This window comes from Novosphingobium sp., from assembly GCF_027486195.1.
Taxonomy (GTDB): Bacteria; Pseudomonadota; Alphaproteobacteria; order Sphingomonadales; family Sphingomonadaceae; genus Novosphingobium.
The window spans coordinates 38,955-62,403 of record NZ_JAIXPP010000033.1; the positions used below are offsets into that span (position 1 = coordinate 38,955).

Here is a 23,449-nt window from a genome sequence, read left to right on the forward strand (position 1 = left end):
TTCGAAATTCAGATTCTTGCATTAGTGCTTTCTCAAAACGCTTTGAATGGATGAGACCAAGGGTTGCAGTCTATTTTGTATCTGTGAGGTGGCGAACCACTTCGACCATGGCGAATGTGTCTTTTGCACAGTAAGTTCTGAGCGATTGCGCTATTTCAGCCACCCGGGCCTCGGTAGTGACCGGCGAAATTGCCTCGAGGTAGGCAAGCTGCGCCGCGGAACCATCCGCGACATCCAGCGCGGCGTAGTCGCCGCTATTGCTGATGGTCGGCAGAACGGCCTTGATGGACCAGCTGCCGCCCTGATCACGGTGGTACCAGTGCTCTCGGGTCACCGGCAGCAAATCGACGATGCGCGCCGCGATCGCCTTGAGATCCTCGGCCAGATCCGAAAACCGCTCCGCCAGCCGGAGGATGCATGTCCGCTCAAAGGCTGCGTTGTACGCGATGACCCTTCCTTCCTGGGGGATTTGGGCCACGAGAGCCTCTGCGCAGCTGCGGCGAGGATCTTGGCCATCTAGGCTCAAGAACTCCCGATGAGTAATCTGCCCTGCGCGATCCTCGATGTGCGCTGAAAACTGAAAGGGGACTTGCTCCCAAGGCTTGGTTCCAAGCCAGCGAGGCAAGGCAAAGGCGATGGTCTCGAAATCGAGGTAGGTCCGAGGATATGCCCAATCGCCGATGATCCGCCGCGCTCCATCCACGTCGTGGTAGGGGATGCCCGACAAGGTCGCTTCATGAATGCGCGCGTGGACGGCATTGGTGAAACTGCCAGGTGGGACATCCTCAAGCTCGAAAATGCCGTGCTCGGCCCACTTGGCGGCAAGTTGCCGGCCCGTTCGGGGCAGCGAGGAAACCGGATACCGCACCGGTTCCAGATCGCGCGAGCAATAGGCCACAAATTCGCATGGGAACGGATCATGGCAATGATTACCAGGATCGCGAGCGGGCTCTTCCGAGGCAAGTACCGATCGCATTTCAGCGACCAGCTTCGGGCGCTTGAGTGCCAGTGGCTTAGCATCCTCCAGAGATGGCGTATCCACGAATGCGCCATGGTAGTTTCCTTCCTCGGTCAGGAAGAACTGGTTGTTGAGATGCCGGATGGCGGCCGAACTCACTTGGACGCCGGCCTCACGCAGCACCCAGAGCTGGGTTGCCAGATCGGCGACATGATAGTCCTTGCGGCTCGTCGAACTCTTCACTTCGGCAACGTGCCAGCCCCCAAGGCCATCGGGTTCCATGATATCTACCCGAACGAGCACGCCATCGTGGACAAAGGTGGCCTCGAACAGCGGCTCGTGGGCCGATGCGGATGTGAGCTCCTGGGTGCGCTGAAGCGCAGCTGCAAGGTCCGGCTCGGCCTCTATCATAATGCCGCCGGTACATAGCGCGCAGGCCGTGTCCCCGACTTCATGACCAGCAGCGAAGCGCGCCTCAGCACCGGCATCAAGCTCTGCCAGTTCAGCGCGGTGCGTCTGCAGCCACAAGCGCTTCGGGCACTGCTCGAAGGAAGTGATCTTTGATTTGGAAAGGCCGAACTGCCGGCTGCCAGAATTCATTGAACTACGTCATGCCCCCTCATTCCCCAATGCACAGCCTCTCTAACACCGTGGGATGACAAAATCTGTCACCTTGGGTCACACGTCATCCTTCGAGATGAAAGAGATTGGGGCGCTCTGCTGGTCATTGATCAGCGGTATCTCCGACGGACGGCGCAGTTCGAGCTGCTCGGGAATATCCGAGGTAAGGCCATAGGCCAGGAGCAGTCGGGAGGTATCGCACTTGATGCTTGTCATCTGTGCCGGGGGGCTCGGATGCATGAGCTTTAGATCGCCGAGTGTGGGGTGCACCCGAGCAATAAGCTCCTTGTGCACCGCAGTCTTGCAACCGCCACCGATTGCCATGAGCTGGACAGGATTACGGCGCAAGGTGGCATCGAAATTGCGCGGAGCAACGCGGGGATGCCGCGCATAATTGAACACCTGATCGTATTGCTCGATGCACGCCCGCCGAAACAGATCATCCGGGAAGCCGTCGCTTCGCGCGGCTTCAAGAGCTGCAGCGCCGAGTAGGTTCACCTCAGCAGCGAAGGCCGCGACACGCTCTCGATTGACGAGGTTGAATGCTACGACATCAAGCGTCGATGCCCCAACGTCGATGAGGATATGGGCGCCGTCCCTTGCAAACGGCTCATTGGCGTAGCCGGAGATAGCTGCGGTGAGCTCTGGCACGAGGTCAAAACCCGCCGGCAGATCGTGCGTTGAGGCCTGATAGCACTCTCGAACCTTGCTGTGGGTGAGGCAGGTCGCATGAGGCATCAACGTCCGCGCAGCGCTCACAATGTGCCTGAAATCCCGGTAGGTTTTGGTGTCGTCCTGGGCTGCGACTGGAATTCCGATGTTGATAGCCAGGAAGTTCCTGGCTGCGTCTCCCCCCAACGGCAAGGTCTTCCCATACCAGCCAAGGCAATGGGCCAGCTGAAGCGCAAGGAAAGCTGCGGCAGCTTCGTTTCGGGTAACCGCTAAGTCAGGCAGAATGCGCTTGCCGCCGCCACCGGCCAGAATGCCTGCCTTGAAGCCTTCCAGCGCCACCTTGCCTTTACCGGGCAGCAGGGAGAAATCTTCGGTGTCGGGCGAAAACCAGATCACGCTCTGCCACAAATAGGGATGCCGGTTCGATTGCAGCAGATTCGGTGCGGGCCGTGCGGCGGTCGGATTGCCCGCCCGGTAAGGCTGGCGAACGGCGAGCTTGATTGAACTCGTCCCGAAGTCGCAGCCTATGATGTACCCTGAGTGGTCAGGCTCCGGCTTTGCCCGAATGACTTCGGAACCGAACGCGATGCACTCTTCGACGCCCGTACGAACCCAAGGGAGAGCGCGCTGCGGGCGTGCTTCGATCGGAGGCGGCGCCTCACCAAACAACACCCGAATTCGCTCAAGGAGCTGTTTGGTCGTTGGCGGTGGTGGAGGTGGAGGTGGAGGTGGAGGGGCTACCGGAACAGCGGACGTCGTTGTGACTGCCTGCGGGACCGGTTTTAGCTTGGCGACGATGAGATTGGGCAGGTGAGGCAGTCGCGCCTTGTCGATAGCTGCCTTCTTGCCACTGATGGCCTCAACCTTTGGCGGGGGCGAAGCGGCGGGCGGGCTCTGCTTGGCGATGAGCAGGGAAGGTTCGGGTTTCTTGCGTTCTTCGAGGGGCCGCTTGGGTAGCAAACCGGCCTTGATTTGATGCGGGAGGGGTGCCGCCGTCTCGACCGGAACGACCTTGGATCGTCCGCGACCGGTCGGCTGAACTTCAAACTCCTGGCGCTTGGCCTTGATTGGCGCACTCGCAGCCTGCTCTTCGGCTTTCTTCACCATGGCCGCTCCAACATCCGCAAATCCATTTGAATGCGAGAGGTCAGGCTTTGCGGGAGGAGCTTGATGCCGGTGCTGGGCAGAGCCGGGCGTGCTTTTCAACTTCTTGAAAGCCTCGGCCGCGTCGGCAAATGAGCCGAATGACTGACCTTTCTTTCCCATGCTCACCGCCCCCCAACTACTATGAGCGCAATGCCTGCGAGGATGGGCTCCTCGAACGTCAGTCGCCTTTCTCGCTCGGCGATCTCGTCCAATTTGACGTCCATTCGTGCGAGGAACTTGTTGAGCTTGCCTTGCTCAAGAAGAGCAATGCGCATGCGTCCATCGCCGCCAGTCAGCCGCAGATCCCGAATCCTGCTCTCGGCTTCGCGGCGCCTGCGCTCTTTGTGTTCGACAATCAGCGCGCGCTGCGTCTCGACGCGGTCATAGTGATCGGCGGCAGTCGCCTGCTGAAAGTCGTCCCACATGGCCTCGAGCGACGGCAGAAGCCTATCCGAGATCACCGCGCTGGCTGAATCGCGCTCGGCCGCATCGAGGCTATGCAAACGCGGCGCGGCGGCGAGCGCCTCCATTAGCAGGCGTTCTGCGTCGTCTTCGGCGACAATGCTTTGTGTCGACAGGTTCACGCCCAGAAAGCTCAAACGATCAATCGGCAAGAGCCCGTCAATCGACCAGCGCTGGACAGCTACAGCATAGGAGCCCGCCTTGAACTTCGATCCGGCAGGCTTTGGAATATGGAACGCAGTGGCCGGGCGCGGAGCCATCCCTGCCTGTCGATCATCAAGGATCCGCGCGCAAAACCTCGCCAACGGGTGGGTCATCGGCACTGCTTCTAGTGCACGATAGCGCAAGGGGTCGGGATTGCTCCCGAATATGACTTTTACCCCGCTCGCAGCGTCACGGCTGAAGCGCGTGGGATAGCGGCGGATGTGTTGCGAACGGTAGCGTTCGAAGTCGGCTTGGCCTCTCGGTGACAAGCGGATGTCGTAGGCGTTGATGTCGAGGTTCGCGATCGGCTCAATCCGTGTGCCGGGATAGCTGTGCGTCAAGACAGCCGACACATAGTCCCGCAGATCATCGCCGGTCAGGCGCTTGTAGGGAGCTTGAGCATCCTTGATCTTCTGAAGGATGCTGTCGCCATGGGCCACGAGACCGGGCGCTTCGCGTTCAAGTTCGTCGCTCTCGCGTTTACGCTGTTCGGCAGCCTGAGTGGCACGATCGAGCTCTGCAGCCCGCCGGTCGGGGCTGAGCTCCGGATCGGTGAGCACCAGTTCGATGTCCCGGATGATGTCGCCCAGGATCGGCTCGAAGTCGCCAAGGGCTTCACGAATGATGCCCAAGCGCTCGTAGAGCCGATTGTACACCTGCTCCTCGATTGTATCGGCGGCGATCAGATTGATGATCTCGATCGACGGGGACCGCTGGCCGATACGATCAATACGACCGATGCGCTGCTCGACCTTCATCGGGTTCCAGGGGAGATCCCAGTTGAAAAGGATGCGGCAGAATTGAAGGTCGAGGCCTTCACCGCCGACCTCGGAAGTCAGCAGGATGGTCCCGCCGGGTGAATCGGCAAAGCGCGCGATCGTGGCCTGGCGATCATCCTTGATCCCGCCGTGCAGTTCCATCACGCCAAAACCAGCGGCTTGGAGGCGACGAGCGAGGTAGGAGATTGTCCGGCGGAAGCTGGAGAAGACGATGATGCGTTGATCACCGTCTGCCTCACGGACACGGCCGAGCCATTCGACCAATCGCGCAAATTTGGTGTCGGAGGCTTCAAGCCCCTTGAGGGTGGCGGGATCGTCGCAAATCTCGCCGAGCGCCTGGATCAGGGGGCCAGGAACTTTCGCCGGTGGGCGGTCATCCTCTTCCTCATCGAGATCGAGTGAGCCGCTGCGCTCGCCCCAATGGCGATAGGCTGAAGGCAAGCTCGAAGCCAGAAAGCGCTGGGTTTGGGCGAGCAGAAACCGCTCGTTGATGTCGTGGGTGTAGGCATATTCCTCAATCCGTTGCGTCGCGGCATCGTAGAAGTCACGCTCGGTATCGGACATTTCCCAGCGCGGCGCCTGGGGACGGCGCTCCACGCGAAACTCCGCGACATCACGCCGGCGCGTGCGGTTGATAAGCGAGCCCAGCAGCGACATTTCTTCGATGCGGGCTGCCACTGCCACCCGATTGGCCGGCGTATCCTCCATTCCCTGCGCGAGTTCATGGCGCAGGCGCTTGAGGCGGCCCCCAGTCTTGAGCACTTGGCCTTCCGGCAGCTCATCCACCAATGTGATGAGGTCACCCATCGATGTTCGCGGATCGCGCGCCGCTTCCCAGGCTGCGATCATCGGAGCGTTCTCGGCCTGCAAGACGTCGAAAAGCCACTCGCGCTCGAACGTTTCCGGATCGATCAGCTTGAGGATCGCGCGAAGGTCGTTTGCCCGCAGATTGATCGGCGTGGCCGACAGAAAGACGGAGTAGTCGGACGCCTCGCTCACCATCTGCCCGAGTTTGTGATTGAGCGTCTCGGTGTTCCGGAGGTGATGCGCCTCGTCGAACACAGCGAGGTCGAACAGCTCTTCCTCAGCATCGGCCATGTAGCGTGCGAGCTCTGCTCGCGGCCCCTTGGCGGGTTCATCGGGATTGTTCCAGTTTTTGGGTGGCCGGATTGCCGAGATCGAGACGATCGCAGCGAAACCCTCACGCCGGACCTGGTCGTCCTTGATCCGGTCCAACAGGTCAGCCGCATCGCAGATGCGGGCGTCGACATTGAATTTCGAGCGGAGCTCTTCTCGCCACTTTTCCGTGAGCGGCTTGGGGCAGACGATAAGCAACCTGCGGCTATCAAATCTTGCGACCAGCTCGGTCCAGATAAGGCCAGCCTCGATGGTCTTACCAAGGCCCACCTCGTCGGCGATCAGCACGCCGCGGGACGGCGAATTGAGAAGTTTCAGGACGGGCTTGAACTGGTAGGCATGGAATTCGGTGTTGGTCGCGCCGATGCTGTAGATGATGTCAGCGAGCTTGCCGGTCATGCGCATGTGCGTCAGCGCTCGCCGCAGGTCGTCGGGCCCGGAGAGCTTGCCGGTTGTAAAATCGGTCAAAGCATCGGCAGTCTCGGGCACTTCCTCGAGCTCGATCAGCGGCACCGTTCGCCGGCCAGCAGGCAATTCGATCTCGATGAAGGTGCGTCCAGCTCTCTCCAATAGGGGCTTCGCTGTGATCACGCCGATGGACGACGGGTCACCTTTGAGCCGAACGCGGGTACCAGGTTCCAAAGTATTCCCCCAAGCTAGGAGTGGCAAATCTGTTCGAAGCGCACCTTGGCGGTCAAGTCTGACTGCCCAGTAAACCATCAGAATTTAAGGCGATGATGGCGATGTGCAGCAGTAATGATTGCTCCGTCATCGCCGACTACGAGGTAAGCATCGAGTGCCTTTTCCAGCTTGAGGAACGCCGATTTGCCCATGTCCTTGAGCATCCGGGACCGGCTTTGCCGAGTGAGATAGCAAACCTCGGCGCCGCGATGATGACGATACTCTCCATAGGCCATCAGGGCATCGACGGCCTGATGAGAAATCGCGCGCTGCTGCATGCGGGCTTCGGCGTGGTGCGTAAACATCTGATCGTCCTTTCCCCTGATGATGATTTGTGTCTAAATCATGGGGGTGACAGAAACTGTCATGGGGGACCTTTATGTCATTTGCCAAGGCGGTGGATCTCTTGCGTCTCGCGATGATGGCCACGTCCCGACAGGGGGTTTGTCTCAGTGATGTGGAAGCAGAATTCGGCGGTGTCCGGCGGACGGCACAGCGCATGATCGCGGCTCTCGAAGAGGCGTTTCCTGCGACTGAACACTATGTGGGTGACGACGGCCGGCACTATTGGCGCCTGCCGTCTCGGGCGGTCGCGCCACTCCTTACCCCATCTGCAGAAGAGCTTGTAAGCCTCAAGTCGGCGATCAGCGAACTCGAGCGGGTCGACATGAACGGCGAGGCTATCCAACTGCGTAGCCTTGAGCGCAAAGTCCGGGCTCTAATTCCCAGCGATCGAACGCTTCGTCTGGCAACCGATGAGGAAGCTCTGCTCGAAGCCATGGGCTTTGCGGCCCGGCCTGGGCCCCGTCCATCGATGAACGAGGCTGTGGATCTCGCCATCTCGGAGGCAATCAAGGGGCCGTTCGAGCTCAAAATTCACTACCAAGGCAGAGGTGATGTGAAGCCAAGCTGGCGAACTATCGAGCCGCTTGGCCTGCTCTTGGGCTCTCGCCGCTATCTCGTCGGCATCGACACGGCCAAGCGTGATGGCCGCTATCGTCATTACCGGGTCGAAGACATCACGGATGCCCAGGTGCAGACTGGGATCTTCACCTATCCGGACGAATTCGACCTCGGAGAATACGCGACCCGTGCCTTTGGATCATATCATCACGAGGCCGAGTACGGTGAGGTAATCTGGAAGTTTGCGCCTGAAGCGGCTGATCGAGCGGCAAGGTTCCAGTTCCACCCGAGCCAGGCGGTTGAGCGTCTAGATGATGGATCTATGCTGGTGCGCTTCACGGCTTCAGGGCACCTCGAAATGAGTTGGCATCTCTACGCTTGGGGCGACAGCGTCGAGGTCCTCAACCCTCCGGCTTTGGCCGACATGGTGCATCCTTACCGGAGGTCCGATTTTGCAGCGCTGCCCTGATGCCCCAATCCAACAACCTCATGTTAGCCTCTGACGCGTAACACCTAGCCATATTGAATATTTTTGAATATTTTACCTTAGGGTAACGCGCGGGGTTAAAAGATGCCCGAGGAAATTCTGACCGTTCGGGAAGTGGCCGAGTTTCTAAAGGTCACAGAACGAACGATTTATCGGCTCGCGACGGAGGGGCAAATCCCTTCGTTTAAGGTTGGAGGATCTTGGCGCTTCCAACGCTCTGACCTCATTCAGTGGATGAATGAGCAGGCGAAGGCGCAAACTGATCGTGGCGGCCAGCCGCACGGGGAGAAAGACTGAACATGTTGGGCCTGACGCTAAGAGAAGAATTCCGGAGCAAGCGCCTCAAAGGCACCGCGATCGAACTCTCGAACGATTCCAATACTGGCGCGACCCAAATCGCTGCGCAGGAATTCCTCAACATCACATATCCAACACACGATTTGCTGAAGGGCATTGAAGCTGTTGGGCCTGGCCAAGGGCGCCCGGTAGTCGTTATCGGTGAGCGCGGGCTTGGTAAATCGCACTTGATGGCCGCGCTTTTTCACGCTGTGAATGATGCCGCGTCTACTGGCGCCTGGCTAAACTCGTGGGCAACCACACTGAGCGATCCAAAGATTGCCAACATCGCGTTGCGCAACGGGATGCAGGTGATTGGCGAAAGCCTTCACCGCCAACGGTACAAGTTTTTGTGGGATCTGCTGTTTGATCGCCATCCTCATGGGACGTACATCAAGGGCAAGTGGGAAGGCATGGGTGCGGCAAAGACCGATATTCCTTCAGACAAGCTGATTATGGAGATGCTCGAAGCCGCACCGACGATGCTGCTTCTGGACGAATTCCAGACTTGGTACGACGGGCTCACTAACACCAAGCAATACCCCTGGAAGAATTGGGCATTCAATTTCATTCAGATTTTGTCCGAGATTGCCAAGGATAGGCCTGATCTTCTGGTTCTCGTGATCTCCGTCCGCAACGGCGGCAGCGACGCATACCAGCAGGTGCATCGCGTTAACCCAGTAGCCATCGACTTTAAGGCTGGAGGCAACGCCGAACGAATCCAGCAAGATCGACGGCGAATGCTCTTGCATCGCCTTTTCGACAACCGCTTGCAGATTGCAAATGGAACGATTGAAGCGCTGGTTGCACAGCATGCGGTGGAATTTTTCCGGTTGCAGGATATCCCTCCGTCCGAACAAGATCGCAAGCGACATGAATTCACTGAGGCTTGGCCATTCGCACCCCACCTCTTGCGGCTGCTTGAAGAGCAAGTCCTGATTGCAACCGATGCGCAAGAAACGCGCGATATGATCCGGATTTTGGCAAATCTTTACAAGAGCCGCGGGGAAGCTTCGCCAGTTCTCACGGCCGCAGATTTCCGCCTAGATGACGACGCCTCCGGCATCGGAGCTCTGCTGGATTCGGTTTCCAATGAGCATCACCGGACCCTTCGGGCGAAGGCCCAGCAGAACATCATTTCCGTGACTGAAGCTGTCACCAACCACGCCGGCCTTGCTCCCCACCTGCAAGAGATTGTCGGGGCATTGTGGCTGCGATCCATTGCGGTTGGCAATTTGGCCGGTGCGGAGCCTTCAACGCTGCAGGTCGATATCACGCGCGATAAGGCGGTCGATGACAACGCGTTTCAGGTGGAACTGTCGACCATCGTCGAGAACAGCTTTAACATCCACCAAGACGGTCCTCGACTTGTTTTCCGCGAGGAGGAGAACCCTCGCGCCAAATTGATGGCCTGTGCACGGAACGACAAGCTGTTCACCGACGGGTCCGATCAAGCCCAGCTGTCCAAACAAGTGCGCTATGTAATTGGCGGCACGGACGAGGTTGCCAAGCTCTTCCGCGTTATCGCACTACCGAAGTCGTGGCAGACCGATCCGTGGTCGACTCTCGACGAAGCGGAGCAGCCGGATCGATGGGATGACCGCCTACCGATATTGGTGCTTCCTGAAGAGCCCGACAATATTGCCCCGGCGCTGGGGCGTTGGTTAAAGGATCACCTCCAGAAGCGGCGCAACACAATCCGATTTCTGCTCCCGCGCTCCGGCTCGCTGAACGCCTATCAGGATCGCGACCTCCTAATTTTAGCACGGGCCGAAATGAAGGCGCAGGAATGGAGCGGCCAGAGCCCCGAATACAAAAAGTTGCAAGCCGAATACCAAGGCGCGCTGCGCGACTTGCTGAAAAAGCGCTTCGATCGCTTCGCTGTTCTGCATCGTTGGAATTTTGCGGATCCGAGCCAATGCTCGTTCAACGTCGAGAGCCTGAAAAAGCAAGGAGCCCAGATACCTGAGGGCATTGAAGAGGCTTTGATCAACGATCTGTTCGTCCCTGAAGATTTCGAAGATCTGGTCCTGGAGGCTGCGGCCGAGAATTCGGCCGTAGGCAAACTGCTTCGTGAATTGCAGGAACCCCGGCCTGCAGGTCAGGATTGCATCCCGTGGCTCGGCGAAACGGCCATGAAGGAACGCATCCTTCGTCTATGCGCAAAGGGCAAGATCGCCATCAATTTGCGCGGCATGGAGTATCTGCAAACACAGCCGGGCGAAGATGAAGACACAGCGTGGAAGCGCCTGCGTCCCAAGCTATCTTACACCGGTCGCCAGCTCGACGAGGTGTTCCTCATGGCACCTTCGGCAGTGCCAACAACGGGTGGCAGTACGCCCGTTACACCAACGCCACCGGGCGGCGGTGATGCTGGCGGTCTGTTCGGTGGCGCCACACCGACGCCGCCCAATCCATTTGGTGGCGGCACCGGCGCAGGAGGTGAGACGCAACCAACTCCAGGTGGTGTCTTCGGCGGCACCCCGGCAACCCCCGGCGCTAAACCTCGAATTCCTCTCAACAATCCCGCCACCTCACCGCTCAATCTGATTGGCAAACTTGAAGGTTGGGGTATCGGCCCGGCCACCAAGGTTGCCGAGGTGGCGATAAAAGTGTCGGCAGCCAACGGTGCCCAACTCAAGGAGCTGCTTAAGAAGCTGCCCGATGGCATGACATTCGAGATCAGCCTCGAGAAGGAGGACGATTGATGGCGCTAGATGCAGCGGTTCTCGGGAGCTTGGCCAAAGGTTCCGACAAAGATGCGTGGCGCGTCATCATCGATAAGACTGTCGAGATCGCCTCAAAGCCATTGGCGGTTGGCAATGCACCGAGCGAAGTCATCAAGCGCGACCGGGAGATCGGGGTGCTCGATCACTTCCTGTCATCCAGCGCTTGGGACCTTTGGCGAAGTTTCGGCTCTACTGTGGAGCGTAACTCAGATCGCCTCGCGCGCTGGTGGTCAGAGCCATACAGCGCGAAAGCGGTGCTGATATTGGATGGCCTCTCACTTCGCGAACTGCCCTGGTTGCTCCAAGGTGCCAAAGAGCGAGGCTTCACTCTGCACGAGGTCTCCGCGAATGCCTCCGAACTGCCCGGCGAAACCAATGAATTTGCGAAGGCCCTTGGGTTCGGAAGCCGAAGTCAGCTGCAAAACAACGGCGGCGGGCTTTCTCATAGGCTCCAGCCAACCGCCACCGAATGCGTCGACATGCCTTGGAAAGACTGTGAAGGCTTGATCGACGGCTCAAAAAACTGGGTTTTCTGGCACCATTGGCCGGACAGCAAAGTCCATGATGGTGCTGTCGCCGGCCAGGGACTTGATACACTAATCCGTGATGCCACCGATCAGCTCAACAGCGACGATTTCTGGGCATTCGTTGAACGTCTGGCCACGGGTCGTCGGTTGGTCATCACGTCAGACCATGGCTATGCAGCGACCGGCTACTTCCCTGATGCAGAGGGGGAAGTTGGTCAATTTCTGAAGTCGACGTTCGCCAGCAGGCGAAGTTCAAAGGGGTGCGGCGAAACTGGCCCCTTCGTTCCTCCAGTCGCGCTTCAGATCCAAAGCCCCCATGGCGAACACCTTCTCGCGGTGGGCCGCTGGAAGTGGAAGAGTCAGGGCGGCTACCCTACTTTGACGCACGGCGGCCTCTCGCTGCTTGAGGTGCTCTCGCCTTTCATCGAGATTACAAAGTAAGGATTGCGCCAAATGGCATCGAAAAAAGAATTGTTGGCGCAGGAAGTTGCGAAGGCAGTCGGTACGGGCAAGGCGGTTGCACTTGAAACTGTTGATTTCAATGACCCCAACCGTCCAAAAACCTGTCTGGAAGTCGATTTCCCGATCCTGCCGGTCAATCAAGTAGCTGTCATCGAGGGCAACGCGGGAAAACCGATCTACCAAATGTCAAAATGGTGGGCCCGGCGTCGGTCGAGCGTCTTCCGTTCGATGCTGATTGCGGCTGCCACAAAGGCTCCTGAAGACCCTTCACACGCTGCGAAGCTGGTGTGGGACAATTATTACGCCAATCACCAGAAGAAAGGCGCTTTCAAGAATCTGAAGGTGGCTGACATCTTTATGGGTGGCGGGACCACCTTGGTCGAAGGCTCACGCCTTGGCATGCAGATGATCGGGAATGACCTGAATCCTGTTGCCTGGTTTGTGGTGAAGCAAGAGTTGGCCAATGTTGACCTCGATGAGGTCAGGCGCTTACTGGCGGACATTGAGGCCGAAGTGAAGCCTCAGATCATGCCTTACTATTATTGCGATGGACCAGAAGGTGAAAAGGGCAAGTGGACCCACCTTCCGTCAAAGCGCGTGATGCCGGTTGATTTTGATCCTCTAACGCTGACCCCCGAGCAGCGGCCGGAATATAGCTATGAAGGCCCGGAGGTGATTTACACCTTCTGGTCAAAGCATGGCCCATGTCAGGTGACCGGCTGTGGCCATCGTACGCCAATCATGACCAGCCCGGTCATGGCGGTAAAGACAATTAGCGTGAAGCACTGGGAACATACCTGCCGGAAGTGTGGCACGGATTTCCACGTTGAAGAAAATGCAGCGCGTATGGCTCCAGACGTGCCGCTCTACGTTGCGCCGTCCGAGCATCCGTACTCTGTTCTTGATCGGAAAAAGGGAGTGGTATGCCCCGAATGTGGGGCAACCGAACTGATTAATCTGGGCAAAGGTACAAACAAAAAGGTCGAATTGACGCTGCTAGTTCACCCTGAATGGCTCGCCGGCAGCTCCAAGCAAGATCACAGCGGACATCCCTATGGTGGATCAGCTAAAGATGATGTGACGTCTTCGGTCAGGTGGAATCAGGAGCGGGCGGCAAAAATTCGCCTCTTGGAAGTGCGGGGCGAACTCCCTGGCGAGGTAACTTGTCCCGAGACTGATGTGACATTCGCACCCGATATTGGAACGGTGCCCAAGAAATCGCATTACGCATGCGGCGCTTGTGGTACCGTCCAAGACGTTCTCGATACCATCAAGGCTTCAGGTAAGACGGGTCCCATGGCCGGTTATGCCGTTCAAGGTTATGCCCCCAAGCGTGACCAAAATGGCGCCCCATATAGTGGTCGGTTTTTTGCGCCTTTTGATCACGCACATGCAGCGCAATATGACGCAGCGTTGGCTGAGTGGGATACGCGCAAGGATGCCGACCTGGCAGCATATTGGCCTAGGTCAGAACTGCCTTACGGTTTCATGACTCACCATTTACAGGGTGGCGTGCCAAACCACGGGTTTACCCATTGGTGGACCATGTTCAATCCGCGCCAGCTCTTGGTGCACACTCAGTTGCTGAAATCGATTACCGAAACTGGAGAATACGATTGGAAAACTCGTGAATATGTACTTGGCGCTTTTCAGCAATACTTGAGAAATCAAAGTTTATTCACACTTTGGAACGTCCAAGGCGACAAGCTGGAGCCTCAGTTTGCGAATAACAACTATCACCCGAAATCTACCGTAGTTGAGAATTGTGTTTTTCCGGCTCTTGGCCGCGGAAATTGGGCCTCGTGTGTCGAAGGGGTGATAGAAGGTCGTGATTGGGCGCTTCAGCCGTGGGAGGCGGTGAGCGCAGAAGGACTTAAGCGTCGCGATCCTGATTTAGCCGCCGAGATTTCCGGGAAGAGCGTCAAAGTCTACCCGTCCGATCCCGTGCGGGAAGCTGCGCCATTCTGTGGCTCGTCAACTGAATTGGAACAAGTGCCAGATGCGAGTCTGGATCTGGTCATTACGGATCCCCCATTTGGTGGTTTGCTCCATTATTCAGAACTGTCTGATTTCTTCTACGTCTGGCTCCGCCTTGCTCTAAAAGATAAATATCCATCATATTTCAATGCCGAGTACACACCCAAGTCTCTCGAGGCAGTTGCCAATCGTGCCCGCGAACCCGAAGATCCAGACGGGTTCTACAAGCGGCTGCTCACGCAGTGCTGGCGGGAAGCACATCGGGTCCTGAAGCCAAGCGGAATTCTCGCGTTCACTTTCCACCACAGCGAAGATGAACCATGGGTTGCCGTGCTCGAGTCCCTTTTCGACGCCGGTTATTATCTCGAGGCTACCTACCCAATTAGGTCCGATGAGACCAAAGGCGATGGGGAGTTTGGCTCGAAAACCATTGAGTACGACATCATCCACGTTTGTCGCAAGCGCACCGAGGAGCCGACCCCAGTGAGCTGGGGTCGCATGCGGCGTGAAGTCATGGCCGACGTGCGCCAGCTGCAGGCGATGCTGGAAAACCACGCCAAGGAAGGCTTGCCTGCCGCAGACATCCAGGTGATCCGCCGCGGAAAGGCGCTGGAGTATTTCTCTCGTCACTATGGCAAAGTCTATGTCGATGAAGGGAGGCCGATCACCGTCAAGGATGCGCTGGTCGGCATCAACCAGCTTATTGATGAGGACGCCGACAAGGGCAAAGAACCGCCCCCCGTCAACGCGGAGCCGATCACGCGCCAGTTCCTACGCACGTTCGGCACCGCCGCGGAAATGAAACGAGATCAGCTACAGAAATTCCTTAAAGGCTCAATCACGACACCTGATGAATTCGAACAGCGTGGCTGGTGCTTCGAAAAGAGCAAGGTTTTCACACGCGTCAACCCGCTCGATTTTGCCCGTGACTGGTCTGGGAAGCACAAGCGTCGCCTGACATCAGACTTGGATCAAGCCCTGGTGCTGATCGGCTCCTGCTTTGATGGCAGCGGCATCAAAGCATCCGACACATTGCAAAACGAAAACTTCAAACCCCACGTAGCCCTGAAGCCGCTGTTGGAGTGGCTGCAACGGAATGGTCCGGACCAGGCCAACCGCAACGCAGCATCGCGAGCGGTCACTATCTACAATTCCTGGGCTGCGTCTCAAGCAACTAAGCCCCGGCAGGGCTCGTTGTTCGAGGAGTATGATCTATGAAGCATACACTCGACACCGTCTGGCAGCGGCGTGGCACCAGTTGGATCTGGGATGAAGAGGCGCGCAATCAGATCTGTTTGGCAAACGAGGTCTGGAGTCTGCGTCAGTTCCTGCAATGGGCAGGCAATTGGCCGGAAGACCTTCCGAGCAACCAGAACAACACCCTGGTTGTAGCAGGTCTGGAAGGCAGCCTTGATTTGCTGGCTCCCAGTGACGCCGAGGCGTGGTTAGGCGAAACAGTCAAGGATGCGATCCTCTCGTTTCAAGCGCATTATGAGAGTGAAGCAGCGCTGATCTTCTGGCTGCCTTCCGGCCATGGACGCATCAAATTTCACCCTGCCACAGACTCCGTTGAATGGCGCTGCGCTGCCCCCCATACCGATAGCCTATTGGCCTTCGGTCGAATTCTGTGGGGTGAAGCCAACGAGTACCCGCAGGAAATCCTGTTGCGTGAAGGCGCCAAGCCCGCAGGCCTTTTCCATCTGCGAATTACCTGAGGCAAACGCGTGGTTCCAGCACCCCAATTGCAGCCCGGCGAACGGATTACCCATCCAGAATTTGGCCAAGGCGTTGTCCTTGACCCTGCTCGTGACGGCTACCTTCGCGCGTTTTTCAGTGTCGGCGAACGCCGCGTGCCAGTTACTGCGGTACGGCTCGAGCTCTCTCGCACCGAGCGTATTCTTCGGTCGGTTGAAGGCACCGACGATCGGGCGCGCAAAGCTTGGCTCTCCTACGAGGCGCACGTCCTGCCGCTGATGGAAAGCGCATCAGCGCTGACGTCGGCCCGCATCGACCTTTTGCCGCACCAGGTGGTCCTAACACACCGGATTGCGACGGCTTCACCCCGCAGGTTTCTGATTGCTGACGAGGTGGGCCTGGGCAAAACGATCGAGACCGCGCTGGTCCTCAGAGAACTTGCCAGCCGCGGCGAACTCAACCGCGCGCTGATGGTGGTGCCGGCCGGATTGGTGAACAATTGGCATCGTGAACTCAACGAGATCTTTAACCTCGACTTTGAGGTTTTCGGGTCCGAGGGCGACATCACAGACCGCAAGACCAACGCATTCGCCAAGCACGACCTGTTGATTGCCAGCATCGACACATTGAAGCGGCCGAACCGGATCAAGCGCCTTCTTGAAGCCCCACGTTGGGATCTAGTGGTATTCGACGAAGCCCACCACCTGACGGCCTATCGAACAGGCGGCAAAGTCAGAAAGACCGAAAACTACAAACTGGCGGAGGCTCTGAAGGGCCACACCCGGGACCTCCTTCTCCTCTCCGCGACCCCGCATCAAGGCAACCACTTCCAATTCTGGATGCTCATCCAGCTGCTAAATCCGACGCTGTTTGGCGGTCCAGAGGAGATGGTCGAGCATAGGCACCGGCTAAATACAGTGATGTACCGCCGGACCAAGGCGGACGCCTGCAAGCCCGACGGTGAGCCGCTGTTTGCCAGGCGCTGGGTCCACACCGAGTCCTTCCTGATGCAGGAAGAAGAGCGCCGCTTTTACGAGAAGTTGCGCGAATATCTGGAGGACGGATTCGATCTGGCCAAGCGCCAGGGAAGCCAGGGGCGAGCCCTGGGGTTCTTGATGGCGATTTTCCAGAAAATCGCTGCTTCGAGCTTCGCCGCCGTCCGTCGGACTCTGAAGCGACGTTTGCTGATGCTGACCCTCAAGGAAGCCCTCCTCCGGGACCGCGAGCTTGATATCGAGGGTCGCGAGCGCCTTTACGATGAGGCCCGCGAACTGATCCATCTCGAGTGGAACCTGGGCCGCGACCCGATTGGGCGCAGCGAGGTCGATCGGGTGATGGCCGACCTCAAGTACCGACTGGCGAGAAAGCTCGACGACGACGCCTTAGAAATGGCTTCTGATCCTTATGGCAGCGAGTTCGCCGCGTCACACGTCGAGGATATCGCCTCCTCCGTCGTGGATCTTCACCTGCCGGAAGAGCGGCTGCGCATCGGCGACCTCCTCGACGCGTTCCCGCAACCACGCGAGACGAAGGTCCAGAAACTGTTGGATGGGCTAGGAACGCTGTGGCGCCAGAATCCTGGCGAGAAGGTGGTCATCTTTGCGACCTACCTTGGCACTGTCGACTTGATCGCCCGTGAGATCGAGCAGGTCTATCCGGGCCAAGGCGTCGTTGTGCTTCGCGGTGGCGATCATGGCGCCAAGACAGCGGCTGAGCGCCGCTTCCGTATGAAGGACGGACCCCGTGTTCTGGTCTGCACTGCCGCCGGGCGTGAGGGGATCAATCTCCAGTTTGCCCGTGTCTTGTTCAATTTCGACCTCCCCTGGAACCCGATGGATATGGAGCAGCGGATCGGGCGCATCCATCGCTACGGCCAAGCACATACTGCGCAGGTCTATAATCTGGTTCTTTCCGACACGATCGAGGGGCGGATTTTCCTGCTTCTGGACGACAAGCTCACCGAGATCGCCAGAACACTGGGCAAGGTCGATGATCAGGGCAATGTCGCCGAGGATCTAAGAGCGCAGATTTTGGGGCAACTGTCCGAACGATTGAACTATGACCGTGTGTATCAGGAAGCCCTGTCGGACCCCAGCCTGCAGCGAACAACTGTCGAGCTCGAGGCAGCACTATCAAATGCCCGAGAGGCTCGGGAGGTCGTCTTTGATCTGTTCCAGGATCTCGATGGATTCAGCCTCGACGAATATCAGCCATTTTCTGACGTCTCGACCGGCATGGAGAGGATCATCCAGTTCATGTCGTCCTCCATTCCAGACAGACATCAGCGGCTCACGAAGGTGGATGAACAAACATACGATCTCACGGCCGTTGATGGGTTACGCAAAGCGCGCTTCACGCTTGATCGTGATGTTGCCACTAGCCAGGAAGGCATCGAATTGCTCGGTTTGGACCACCCGTTGGTACAAGAAGAGCTGGGCCGTTGGAGAGGTTTGCCGCCGGAGCAATTGGGCCTTTCCGTGTCCAGTGACGATGTCAGCCACACACTCCTGTCATTCTGGATTGTTGAGTCGGCAGTTGGGACTGGCGAGCGGCGCACAACTGTTCAGACGATTGCGGTGCAGCCAGACGGCACACGGGTGCCTGCTATTGAAAGGCAGTCGGTCCTGTATCTACAATCACCAGCAGCCCAACCATTCCTGACCGCTGAAGAACGGCTTGAGCTTTTCGCAAATGTGGTCGAGCCCACATTGCAACGCGAACTTAAGCACAAGGGGCTGGCAACCGGTGATGGAAGCTATTCTGCGGAGTTGATTGGGTACGTCGAAATCTGCGGCAAGTAGGCGACGACTAGCAAAATCTATCCATCGAATGCCTTCAGGTATTCCTCAACCCTATCGAGCGTCCGCCGCCGTGGCCTCCGCCCCATGCGTAGGTCCAGCACGAAGCGCGGATCGCCGACTGCCCGTCGCCCGAAGCGGGTGGCAGACATATGGGTATCCTTGAGATGACGCTCGATACGCTCCAGCAGCTTCATGGCTTACCTCGAATCAGATTTGGCTTGTGTTCATGTTATGTTCTTATTAGGAAGGCTCCATCGAGTCTAGGATGAATTCCTACATGCCACCTGGACCGCTCCTCGAAAGGCGCTGCCGATGGAGAACGTCAGAGAAGAGTTGGATCGCCTGATCCGGCAGAGAAACGTGGGTTATTCGGCGGTGTCGCGGCTGCTCAATCGCAACCCCGCTTATATTCAGCAATTCATCAAGCGTGGTTCGCCGCGCAAGCTGGATGACGAGGACCGGCGTATCCTTGCCCAGTTCTTCGGGGTCGATGAGCAGGTGCTCGGTGGACCTGCGCTTCCGGTGCGCGATGGCCTGGTCGAAGTGCCAATTCTGAACGTCGATGCCTCTGCTGGCTTTGGTGCGATCGCGGAAAGCGAGACGGCCCACACCCGGTTCGGTTTCGATGAGCGGTGGCTGGGCAAGCTGACCCGGGCGAAAGGCCCCAGCCTGTCAATCATCCACGTCCATGGGGAGTCGATGGAACCGACGCTGCGGGACGGCGATGAGGTCCTGGTCGACGCATCGGATCAGGGCTCGCGGCTTCGCGACGGAATCTACGTTTTGCGCGTCGACGATGCGCTGGTCGTGAAACGTGTGACGATCCAACCGGGCGGACGGCAGATCACCATCTCGAGCGACAATGCCGCCTACCCGACCTGGACCGACGTTGAGCGCGCGTCGATCCATGTGGTCGGCCGGGTCATCTGGTTCGGTCGTTCGGTCTGATCTGCCGCTATCAGATCCCTGCAAATCGCTCCCGGTGGCGTGCCACGAAGTCTGCCCTTGGATGCAGTGATCGATCGCGCGGCAGCCGGATTTGCTGACCCGCTGGCGGAAAGAGCTGCAGAAGCTCGGACGGCACCTTGTTGTGTGACACGAGCAGGCAGAGGTTGTCGTCGAAGGTGATGAGGTGTCGGTCAAACAGCCAATGGGCTGTTGCTGACAAGGCGACCCCGTTTTGGACGATGTCAGGACCACCATCGGCAACCGACCAGATGTGGGCCGCCTGGGCTTCTGCCTTGCCACCACCATTGACGATCCTGAGCCCGGTGACGGCGCAGGTGTTCTCGTAAGCGTCAAGGACGTGGTTGCGGAAGTTCGCGTCACGAATCTTGCGGTTGACGAGCATTTGCTCGACCCGCCGCTCCGCGAAGTGACCCTGCAGAAGCAGATTGGTTTCCGGGTCGATGCGCGGGGCATCGAGCTCGAGGCGGATTCGGTTTTCGGGATCGAGGGTTTCGGCAAGCCCAGCATTGACGATCGCCACGAAATCTTCGTTTTCGAGCATGCGGACCGACTTGCCGCGCAGGCTTCGCCCGGCATCGCCTGGCTTTGCCATTTCGCGCAGGAACCGCTCGGCAAACCGGCCGCTGCTGTCGCGGTAGGGGACAGGCTGGTCGAACTCGAGATAGTCGCACACACGCGCATAGAAGTGGCTGGGATCGCTCGGGTCGGCATCGATGCGTTCGACGAAGGCCGCGGCGATATAGGCCATTCGCCCGCCAGAGACCCGGGTTTCGCGGTAAACGATCCAGTCGTTCGCAAGCTCTCGCGCAACCGACAGGTAATTGCTCGGAAAGTGATACCGCTCGGTGATCGCGTCGTCGTACCGCGAATTGCCGCTGATCTCGAAGACGCCCTTCACAGTCCCGCCCGTAGCCAAAGTCGATGCGCGTCAGGTTGCCTGGAGAACGCTCCGCCGTCCAGGCTCGAAAGCGAAGACGTCAAATGCCGATCTCGAATGGCTTTGTGCGCTCTTTGGTCAGTTCGGGCGGCTTCTTTGAATGATCTTCCTTGGTCGTGGCGCCAGCGGCCAGGCCCTTCGCGGCTGCCTCGCGGAGCCGCTCGGTCACTTCCAGTGCCGAGGTCTTTTCGCCGGTGTTGTGGGCGACGGCCTTTCCAAGCTTGTCGGCGCTGTCGACCACAAGGGTCAGGTGATCCCGCAGGCGGGTGACGGTGACCAGGAAGGTCTGTTGGTTGGCCAGATTGCGTTCACGGCTGTCCATGACTGCAATACCTCGATCAGATGTCAGCCCCTGGGCCATATGGGCATTGAGCGCGTAGGCGAGGTCAAGTCGCCTCAGCATCGGGTCCCCACGCTCGAGTTCATGCCGCAGGCCGGATGACGTCACCAGCGTGACCCGCGCGCCCTCGACGGCTTCGATCCGCGCCTGGTCGGCATTGAACAGTCCCCGTCGATGATCGTTCTCGGTCCAGCGAATCCGATCGCCGTCATGGACCGAAAGGCGCTTCTCCTCGAACAGCGCGAGCCGATCGTCCTTCTCACCGGGGCGGATGCGGCTCGGGTGAAGCGTTCGCATTCTGCCCTTGGCATCGCGGAGCCGGACCTCGCGGGATTTGTCGTCGATGCTCTCGACCTTGTATTCGCCGCGCGGGAGACGCTGCTGCTTGTCAGGGCTGCGAACGTCGAGAACCATGCCTGGGCGGTAGGCCGAAAGGTATCGGAGTTCCTCTCGGGTCGCATTGACCCGCGAGAGCACGGTCAGTTCCACCGGGGTCTTGCCGAGCTCGCCATTGGCCTTGAGCCCGCGTTGCACAGCGTCATTGACCGCGCTGCGCAAGAGCCGGCCAGAGGCATAGATCGCGGTCCTATCGCGGTCCGGTGGCGCTAGCGCTAACCATTGCTCGGCAGCGATCAATGCGCTGTCGCCCCTTGTCTCAATCGTCGAGCCTTTGAGATGACCGAGGGCGGTATGGACATCGCCCGATTGAGCAGCGGCCTGGGCGAGACGCAGCTGCGGGTCCCGGCCGCGCAGGTTGGTGGTCATGTCTGCGCGCGCGATGCCAGCCTTCTGGACGAGATCGAAGGGTTTGCCCGCATCGACCGCGCCGAGCTGGCGCGTGTCGCCAACAAGAACAAGCCGCCGGACGCCGACAAGGTTGCCCAGCGTCACGAGGCGTTCCTTGTCGTGGTTCGAGACCATCGAAGCTTCGTCGAGGACCAGGACCCGGTCGCCCAGCTCGTCCTTCGCCTCAGCCTGCAGGCCGGCGTTTCCGGGATCTTCCAAGAGCGGCGCCCAGCTCTTGAGCAGCCGAGCCAAGGTCATCGACGTGATGCCGGTATCGCGCTCCAGCATCTGTACCAGGGTGTTCTGGACTGCCAGCCCGATGATCTCCTTACCTTCCTCACCGAGGATCTGCGCCACGGGCTTCAGGACACAGCTCTTACCGGCACCTGCTACACCCTGGATGGCGATCGTCCGGTGGGTCGATGACAGGATCAGGCGTGCAGCTGTTTCCTGGCCCGGGTTGAGGTCGATACCGTGATTGATGGCAGCAACGGCCTTGACACGTGCACCTGCTTCATTGCTGTCGAGAAGGGGCGCAACAGCGTCCCTCCCGGCTTCGACGGCAGCGAGAATGCGATGCTCACTAGCAAGCGCATCGCGCGAGGTTAGCCAGCCCTTATGTTCTCCTGACCCTGGAACGAGATCGCCCGAACGCACCAGCGCATTGACCCGCGTTTCGACGGCTGCGATCGTTGTGGGCAGACCGAAATCCAGCGCTGCTTTGTAAAGCGCCTCACGCGGAAAGGCCGCTTCGCGCTGCGAGAGGTGGCGAACGGCAGAGGCCGTTGCCTGGGCGGCGGCAACGGTTTCGCGGTCCTGCTTAAGCACGTGAGCCGGGATTAGCGGATCGGCAGGATTGCCCTTGATCCGCTCGGCAAAGTCCCGAAGCCATGCCTTGCCGCGCTCGATCAGGCTGGTGCCGGATGCGGGCGTGCGAGATGCTGGATTTGCGAGGGTCTGCGCCTGTTCAACCATAGCTGGCAGGTCGAGGCCTGCGGCCTGGGCATGGTCTTGCCAGCCCGACAAAAGTGCGCCCCGATCTGCGACTGCTTGCTTGGCGCTGCGGGTGTCGAGGGCGGCAATCTTGCCAGCTTCAAGCCCGGGGCCACGCCGCGCGTCGAGCACTTCCTGGCGCCGGGTGGAGAAGGACATGACCTGCTCGCGGGTGAAGCCTGCCGCCTCGAAATTGCCGTGTTTGCCAACGGGCCCTACCGCATAGCCGAGCTTTTCAACCGAAAGGCGGAAGCGCGCCATCGTCATGCTGTTGAGGAGCGTGTTGAGCGACCAGAGCCGGTCGTTCTTCAATGTTCGCCATTTGCCGTCGGCGCCTTTGGTGACGTTGGCGACTACGGCGTGGAAGTGGAGATTGGGCTCCTGGTTCCTGTTCGTATCGTGCTGGAACAGCGCCACGGTGAGGTTGCCGGTCTGAACCGTGCGCACTTTCCCGCTTTCAACGAGGCGCGTTTCGGCCGGGTTCTTTTCGGCCCATCGCAGCGTCTCGATGACCGCTTCGCGATAGGCTTCGATGATCCGTTTATCGCCGCCAACGAGCGCGAGAACTGACCAACTCTTCGGCAGTGAGAAAGTGAGATCGGTTCCGGCACGGTGCTGGTTTTCGTGGCCGACCCTGGTTCCGTCGGGTAGTTCACCTTTGAGGAGCTTGTCGAAGACCGCGGCATCAACTTCTCCGGAAAGGCCCAGCGCCGCGGCGCCTGATCCCACCCATTGACCCGATCGGTCGGCGTCCGCGCTTGCGTAGTAGTTGTCGGCAGCAAAATAGCTGGCCGCGCCGGAGGCTGACCGGACATTGGCGACCGAAAGCATGGATCCTGTTCCTTCA

Annotated in this window: 15 protein-coding genes; 8 read left to right on the forward strand and 7 right to left on the reverse strand. The window is 58.9% G+C overall.

Features of this window, described 5'->3' with window-relative positions; all coding sequences use genetic code 11:
* Positions 1-70: 70 nt before the first annotated feature.
* The 4 genes from Q0071_RS06875 to Q0071_RS06890 all read right to left on the reverse strand — a co-directional run bounded on the left by Q0071_RS06875 (position 71) and on the right by Q0071_RS06890 (position 6,965).
* A complete protein-coding gene (locus Q0071_RS06875) occupies positions 71-1,558 on the reverse strand; it encodes a DUF2779 domain-containing protein (protein WP_298166655.1) in 1,488 nt (495 codons plus the stop codon).
* 78 nt (positions 1,559-1,636) lie between these two features.
* Positions 1,637-3,517: a hypothetical protein gene (locus tag Q0071_RS06880; protein ID WP_298166656.1), complete on the reverse strand. Its 1,881-nt coding sequence runs from the start codon at positions 3,515-3,517 to the stop codon at positions 1,637-1,639.
* 2 nt (positions 3,518-3,519) lie between these two features.
* Positions 3,520-6,570, reverse strand: a complete 3,051-nt coding sequence (locus Q0071_RS06885) for a helicase-related protein (RefSeq protein ID WP_298166658.1) — start codon at positions 6,568-6,570, stop codon at positions 3,520-3,522.
* Between the two features lie 128 nt (positions 6,571-6,698).
* On the reverse strand, positions 6,699-6,965 hold the full coding sequence (locus tag Q0071_RS06890) for a DUF4258 domain-containing protein (protein ID WP_298166660.1): 267 nt from the start codon (positions 6,963-6,965) through the stop codon (positions 6,699-6,701).
* 74 nt (positions 6,966-7,039) lie between these two features.
* Between Q0071_RS06890 and Q0071_RS06895 the strand changes: the two genes are divergently transcribed.
* From Q0071_RS06895 to Q0071_RS06925, 7 genes are all read left to right on the forward strand, one after another.
* The gene (locus Q0071_RS06895) at positions 7,040-8,032 is read left to right on the forward strand and encodes a WYL domain-containing protein (protein ID WP_298166662.1); all 993 of its coding nucleotides are present in this window, start codon (positions 7,040-7,042) and stop codon (positions 8,030-8,032) included.
* A 102-nt stretch (positions 8,033-8,134) separates the two neighbouring features.
* Positions 8,135-8,347 carry a helix-turn-helix domain-containing protein gene (locus Q0071_RS06900; protein WP_298166664.1) on the forward strand — a complete coding sequence of 71 codons (213 nt, stop codon included), beginning with the start codon at positions 8,135-8,137 and terminating at the stop codon, positions 8,345-8,347.
* 2 nt (positions 8,348-8,349) lie between these two features.
* On the forward strand, positions 8,350-11,094 hold the full coding sequence (locus tag Q0071_RS06905; RefSeq protein ID WP_298166666.1) for a DUF499 domain-containing protein: 2,745 nt from the start codon (positions 8,350-8,352) through the stop codon (positions 11,092-11,094).
* Positions 11,094-12,083, forward strand: a complete 990-nt coding sequence (locus Q0071_RS06910; RefSeq protein ID WP_070156239.1) for a hypothetical protein — start codon at positions 11,094-11,096, stop codon at positions 12,081-12,083. Before Q0071_RS06905 ends, Q0071_RS06910 begins: the two co-directional genes overlap by 1 nt.
* A 12-nt stretch (positions 12,084-12,095) precedes the next feature.
* Positions 12,096-15,299 (forward strand): hypothetical protein, encoded by a 3,204-nt coding sequence (locus Q0071_RS06915; RefSeq protein WP_298166670.1) that lies wholly within the window; start codon positions 12,096-12,098, stop codon positions 15,297-15,299.
* Positions 15,296-15,796: a hypothetical protein gene (locus tag Q0071_RS06920; RefSeq protein ID WP_298166672.1), complete on the forward strand. Its 501-nt coding sequence runs from the start codon at positions 15,296-15,298 to the stop codon at positions 15,794-15,796. The genes Q0071_RS06915 and Q0071_RS06920 overlap by 4 nt, the downstream gene beginning before the upstream one ends.
* 27 nt (positions 15,797-15,823) lie before the next feature.
* Positions 15,824-18,577 carry an SNF2-related protein gene (locus Q0071_RS06925; RefSeq protein WP_298166674.1) on the forward strand — a complete coding sequence of 918 codons (2,754 nt, stop codon included), beginning with the start codon at positions 15,824-15,826 and terminating at the stop codon, positions 18,575-18,577.
* A 17-nt stretch (positions 18,578-18,594) separates the two neighbouring features.
* Here Q0071_RS06925 and Q0071_RS06930 read toward each other — a convergent pair whose 3' ends face one another.
* Positions 18,595-18,771: a hypothetical protein gene (locus tag Q0071_RS06930; protein WP_298166676.1), complete on the reverse strand. Its 177-nt coding sequence runs from the start codon at positions 18,769-18,771 to the stop codon at positions 18,595-18,597.
* Between the two features lie 118 nt (positions 18,772-18,889).
* Between Q0071_RS06930 and Q0071_RS06935 the strand changes: the two genes are divergently transcribed.
* On the forward strand, positions 18,890-19,525 hold the full coding sequence (locus Q0071_RS06935; protein WP_184081895.1) for a S24 family peptidase: 636 nt from the start codon (positions 18,890-18,892) through the stop codon (positions 19,523-19,525).
* Between the two features lie 10 nt (positions 19,526-19,535).
* On the opposite strand, the gene Q0071_RS06940 is transcribed toward Q0071_RS06935, so the two are convergent.
* Together Q0071_RS06940 and mobF are read right to left on the reverse strand one after the other, a co-directional pair.
* Positions 19,536-20,444 (reverse strand): HNH endonuclease, encoded by a 909-nt coding sequence (locus tag Q0071_RS06940; protein ID WP_298166680.1) that lies wholly within the window; start codon positions 20,442-20,444, stop codon positions 19,536-19,538.
* Between the two features lie 79 nt (positions 20,445-20,523).
* Positions 20,524-23,433, reverse strand: coding sequence for a MobF family relaxase (gene mobF / locus Q0071_RS06945; RefSeq protein WP_298166682.1), 2,910 nt, complete (start codon positions 23,431-23,433; stop codon positions 20,524-20,526).
* Positions 23,434-23,449 lie beyond the last annotated feature (16 nt).

Coding starts and splice junctions, on each gene's coding strand:
- Q0071_RS06900 (WP_298166664.1), top strand. CDS start 8,135: ATGCCCGAGGAAATTCTGACCGTTCGGGAAGTGGCCGAGTTTCTAAAG.
- Q0071_RS06935 (WP_184081895.1), top strand. CDS start 18,890: ATGGAGAACGTCAGAGAAGAGTTGGATCGCCTGATCCGGCAGAGAAAC.
- mobF (WP_298166682.1), bottom strand. CDS start 23,433: ATGCTTTCGGTCGCCAATGTCCGGTCAGCCTCCGGCGCGGCCAGCTAT.
- Q0071_RS06930 (WP_298166676.1), bottom strand. CDS start 18,771: ATGAAGCTGCTGGAGCGTATCGAGCGTCATCTCAAGGATACCCATATG.
- Q0071_RS06910 (WP_070156239.1), top strand. CDS start 11,094: ATGGCGCTAGATGCAGCGGTTCTCGGGAGCTTGGCCAAAGGTTCCGAC.
- Q0071_RS06875 (WP_298166655.1), bottom strand. CDS start 1,558: ATGAATTCTGGCAGCCGGCAGTTCGGCCTTTCCAAATCAAAGATCACT.
- Q0071_RS06895 (WP_298166662.1), top strand. CDS start 7,040: ATGTCATTTGCCAAGGCGGTGGATCTCTTGCGTCTCGCGATGATGGCC.
- Q0071_RS06920 (WP_298166672.1), top strand. CDS start 15,296: ATGAAGCATACACTCGACACCGTCTGGCAGCGGCGTGGCACCAGTTGG.
- Q0071_RS06915 (WP_298166670.1), top strand. CDS start 12,096: ATGGCATCGAAAAAAGAATTGTTGGCGCAGGAAGTTGCGAAGGCAGTC.
- Q0071_RS06905 (WP_298166666.1), top strand. CDS start 8,350: ATGTTGGGCCTGACGCTAAGAGAAGAATTCCGGAGCAAGCGCCTCAAA.
- Q0071_RS06890 (WP_298166660.1), bottom strand. CDS start 6,965: ATGTTTACGCACCACGCCGAAGCCCGCATGCAGCAGCGCGCGATTTCT.
- Q0071_RS06880 (WP_298166656.1), bottom strand. CDS start 3,517: ATGGGAAAGAAAGGTCAGTCATTCGGCTCATTTGCCGACGCGGCCGAG.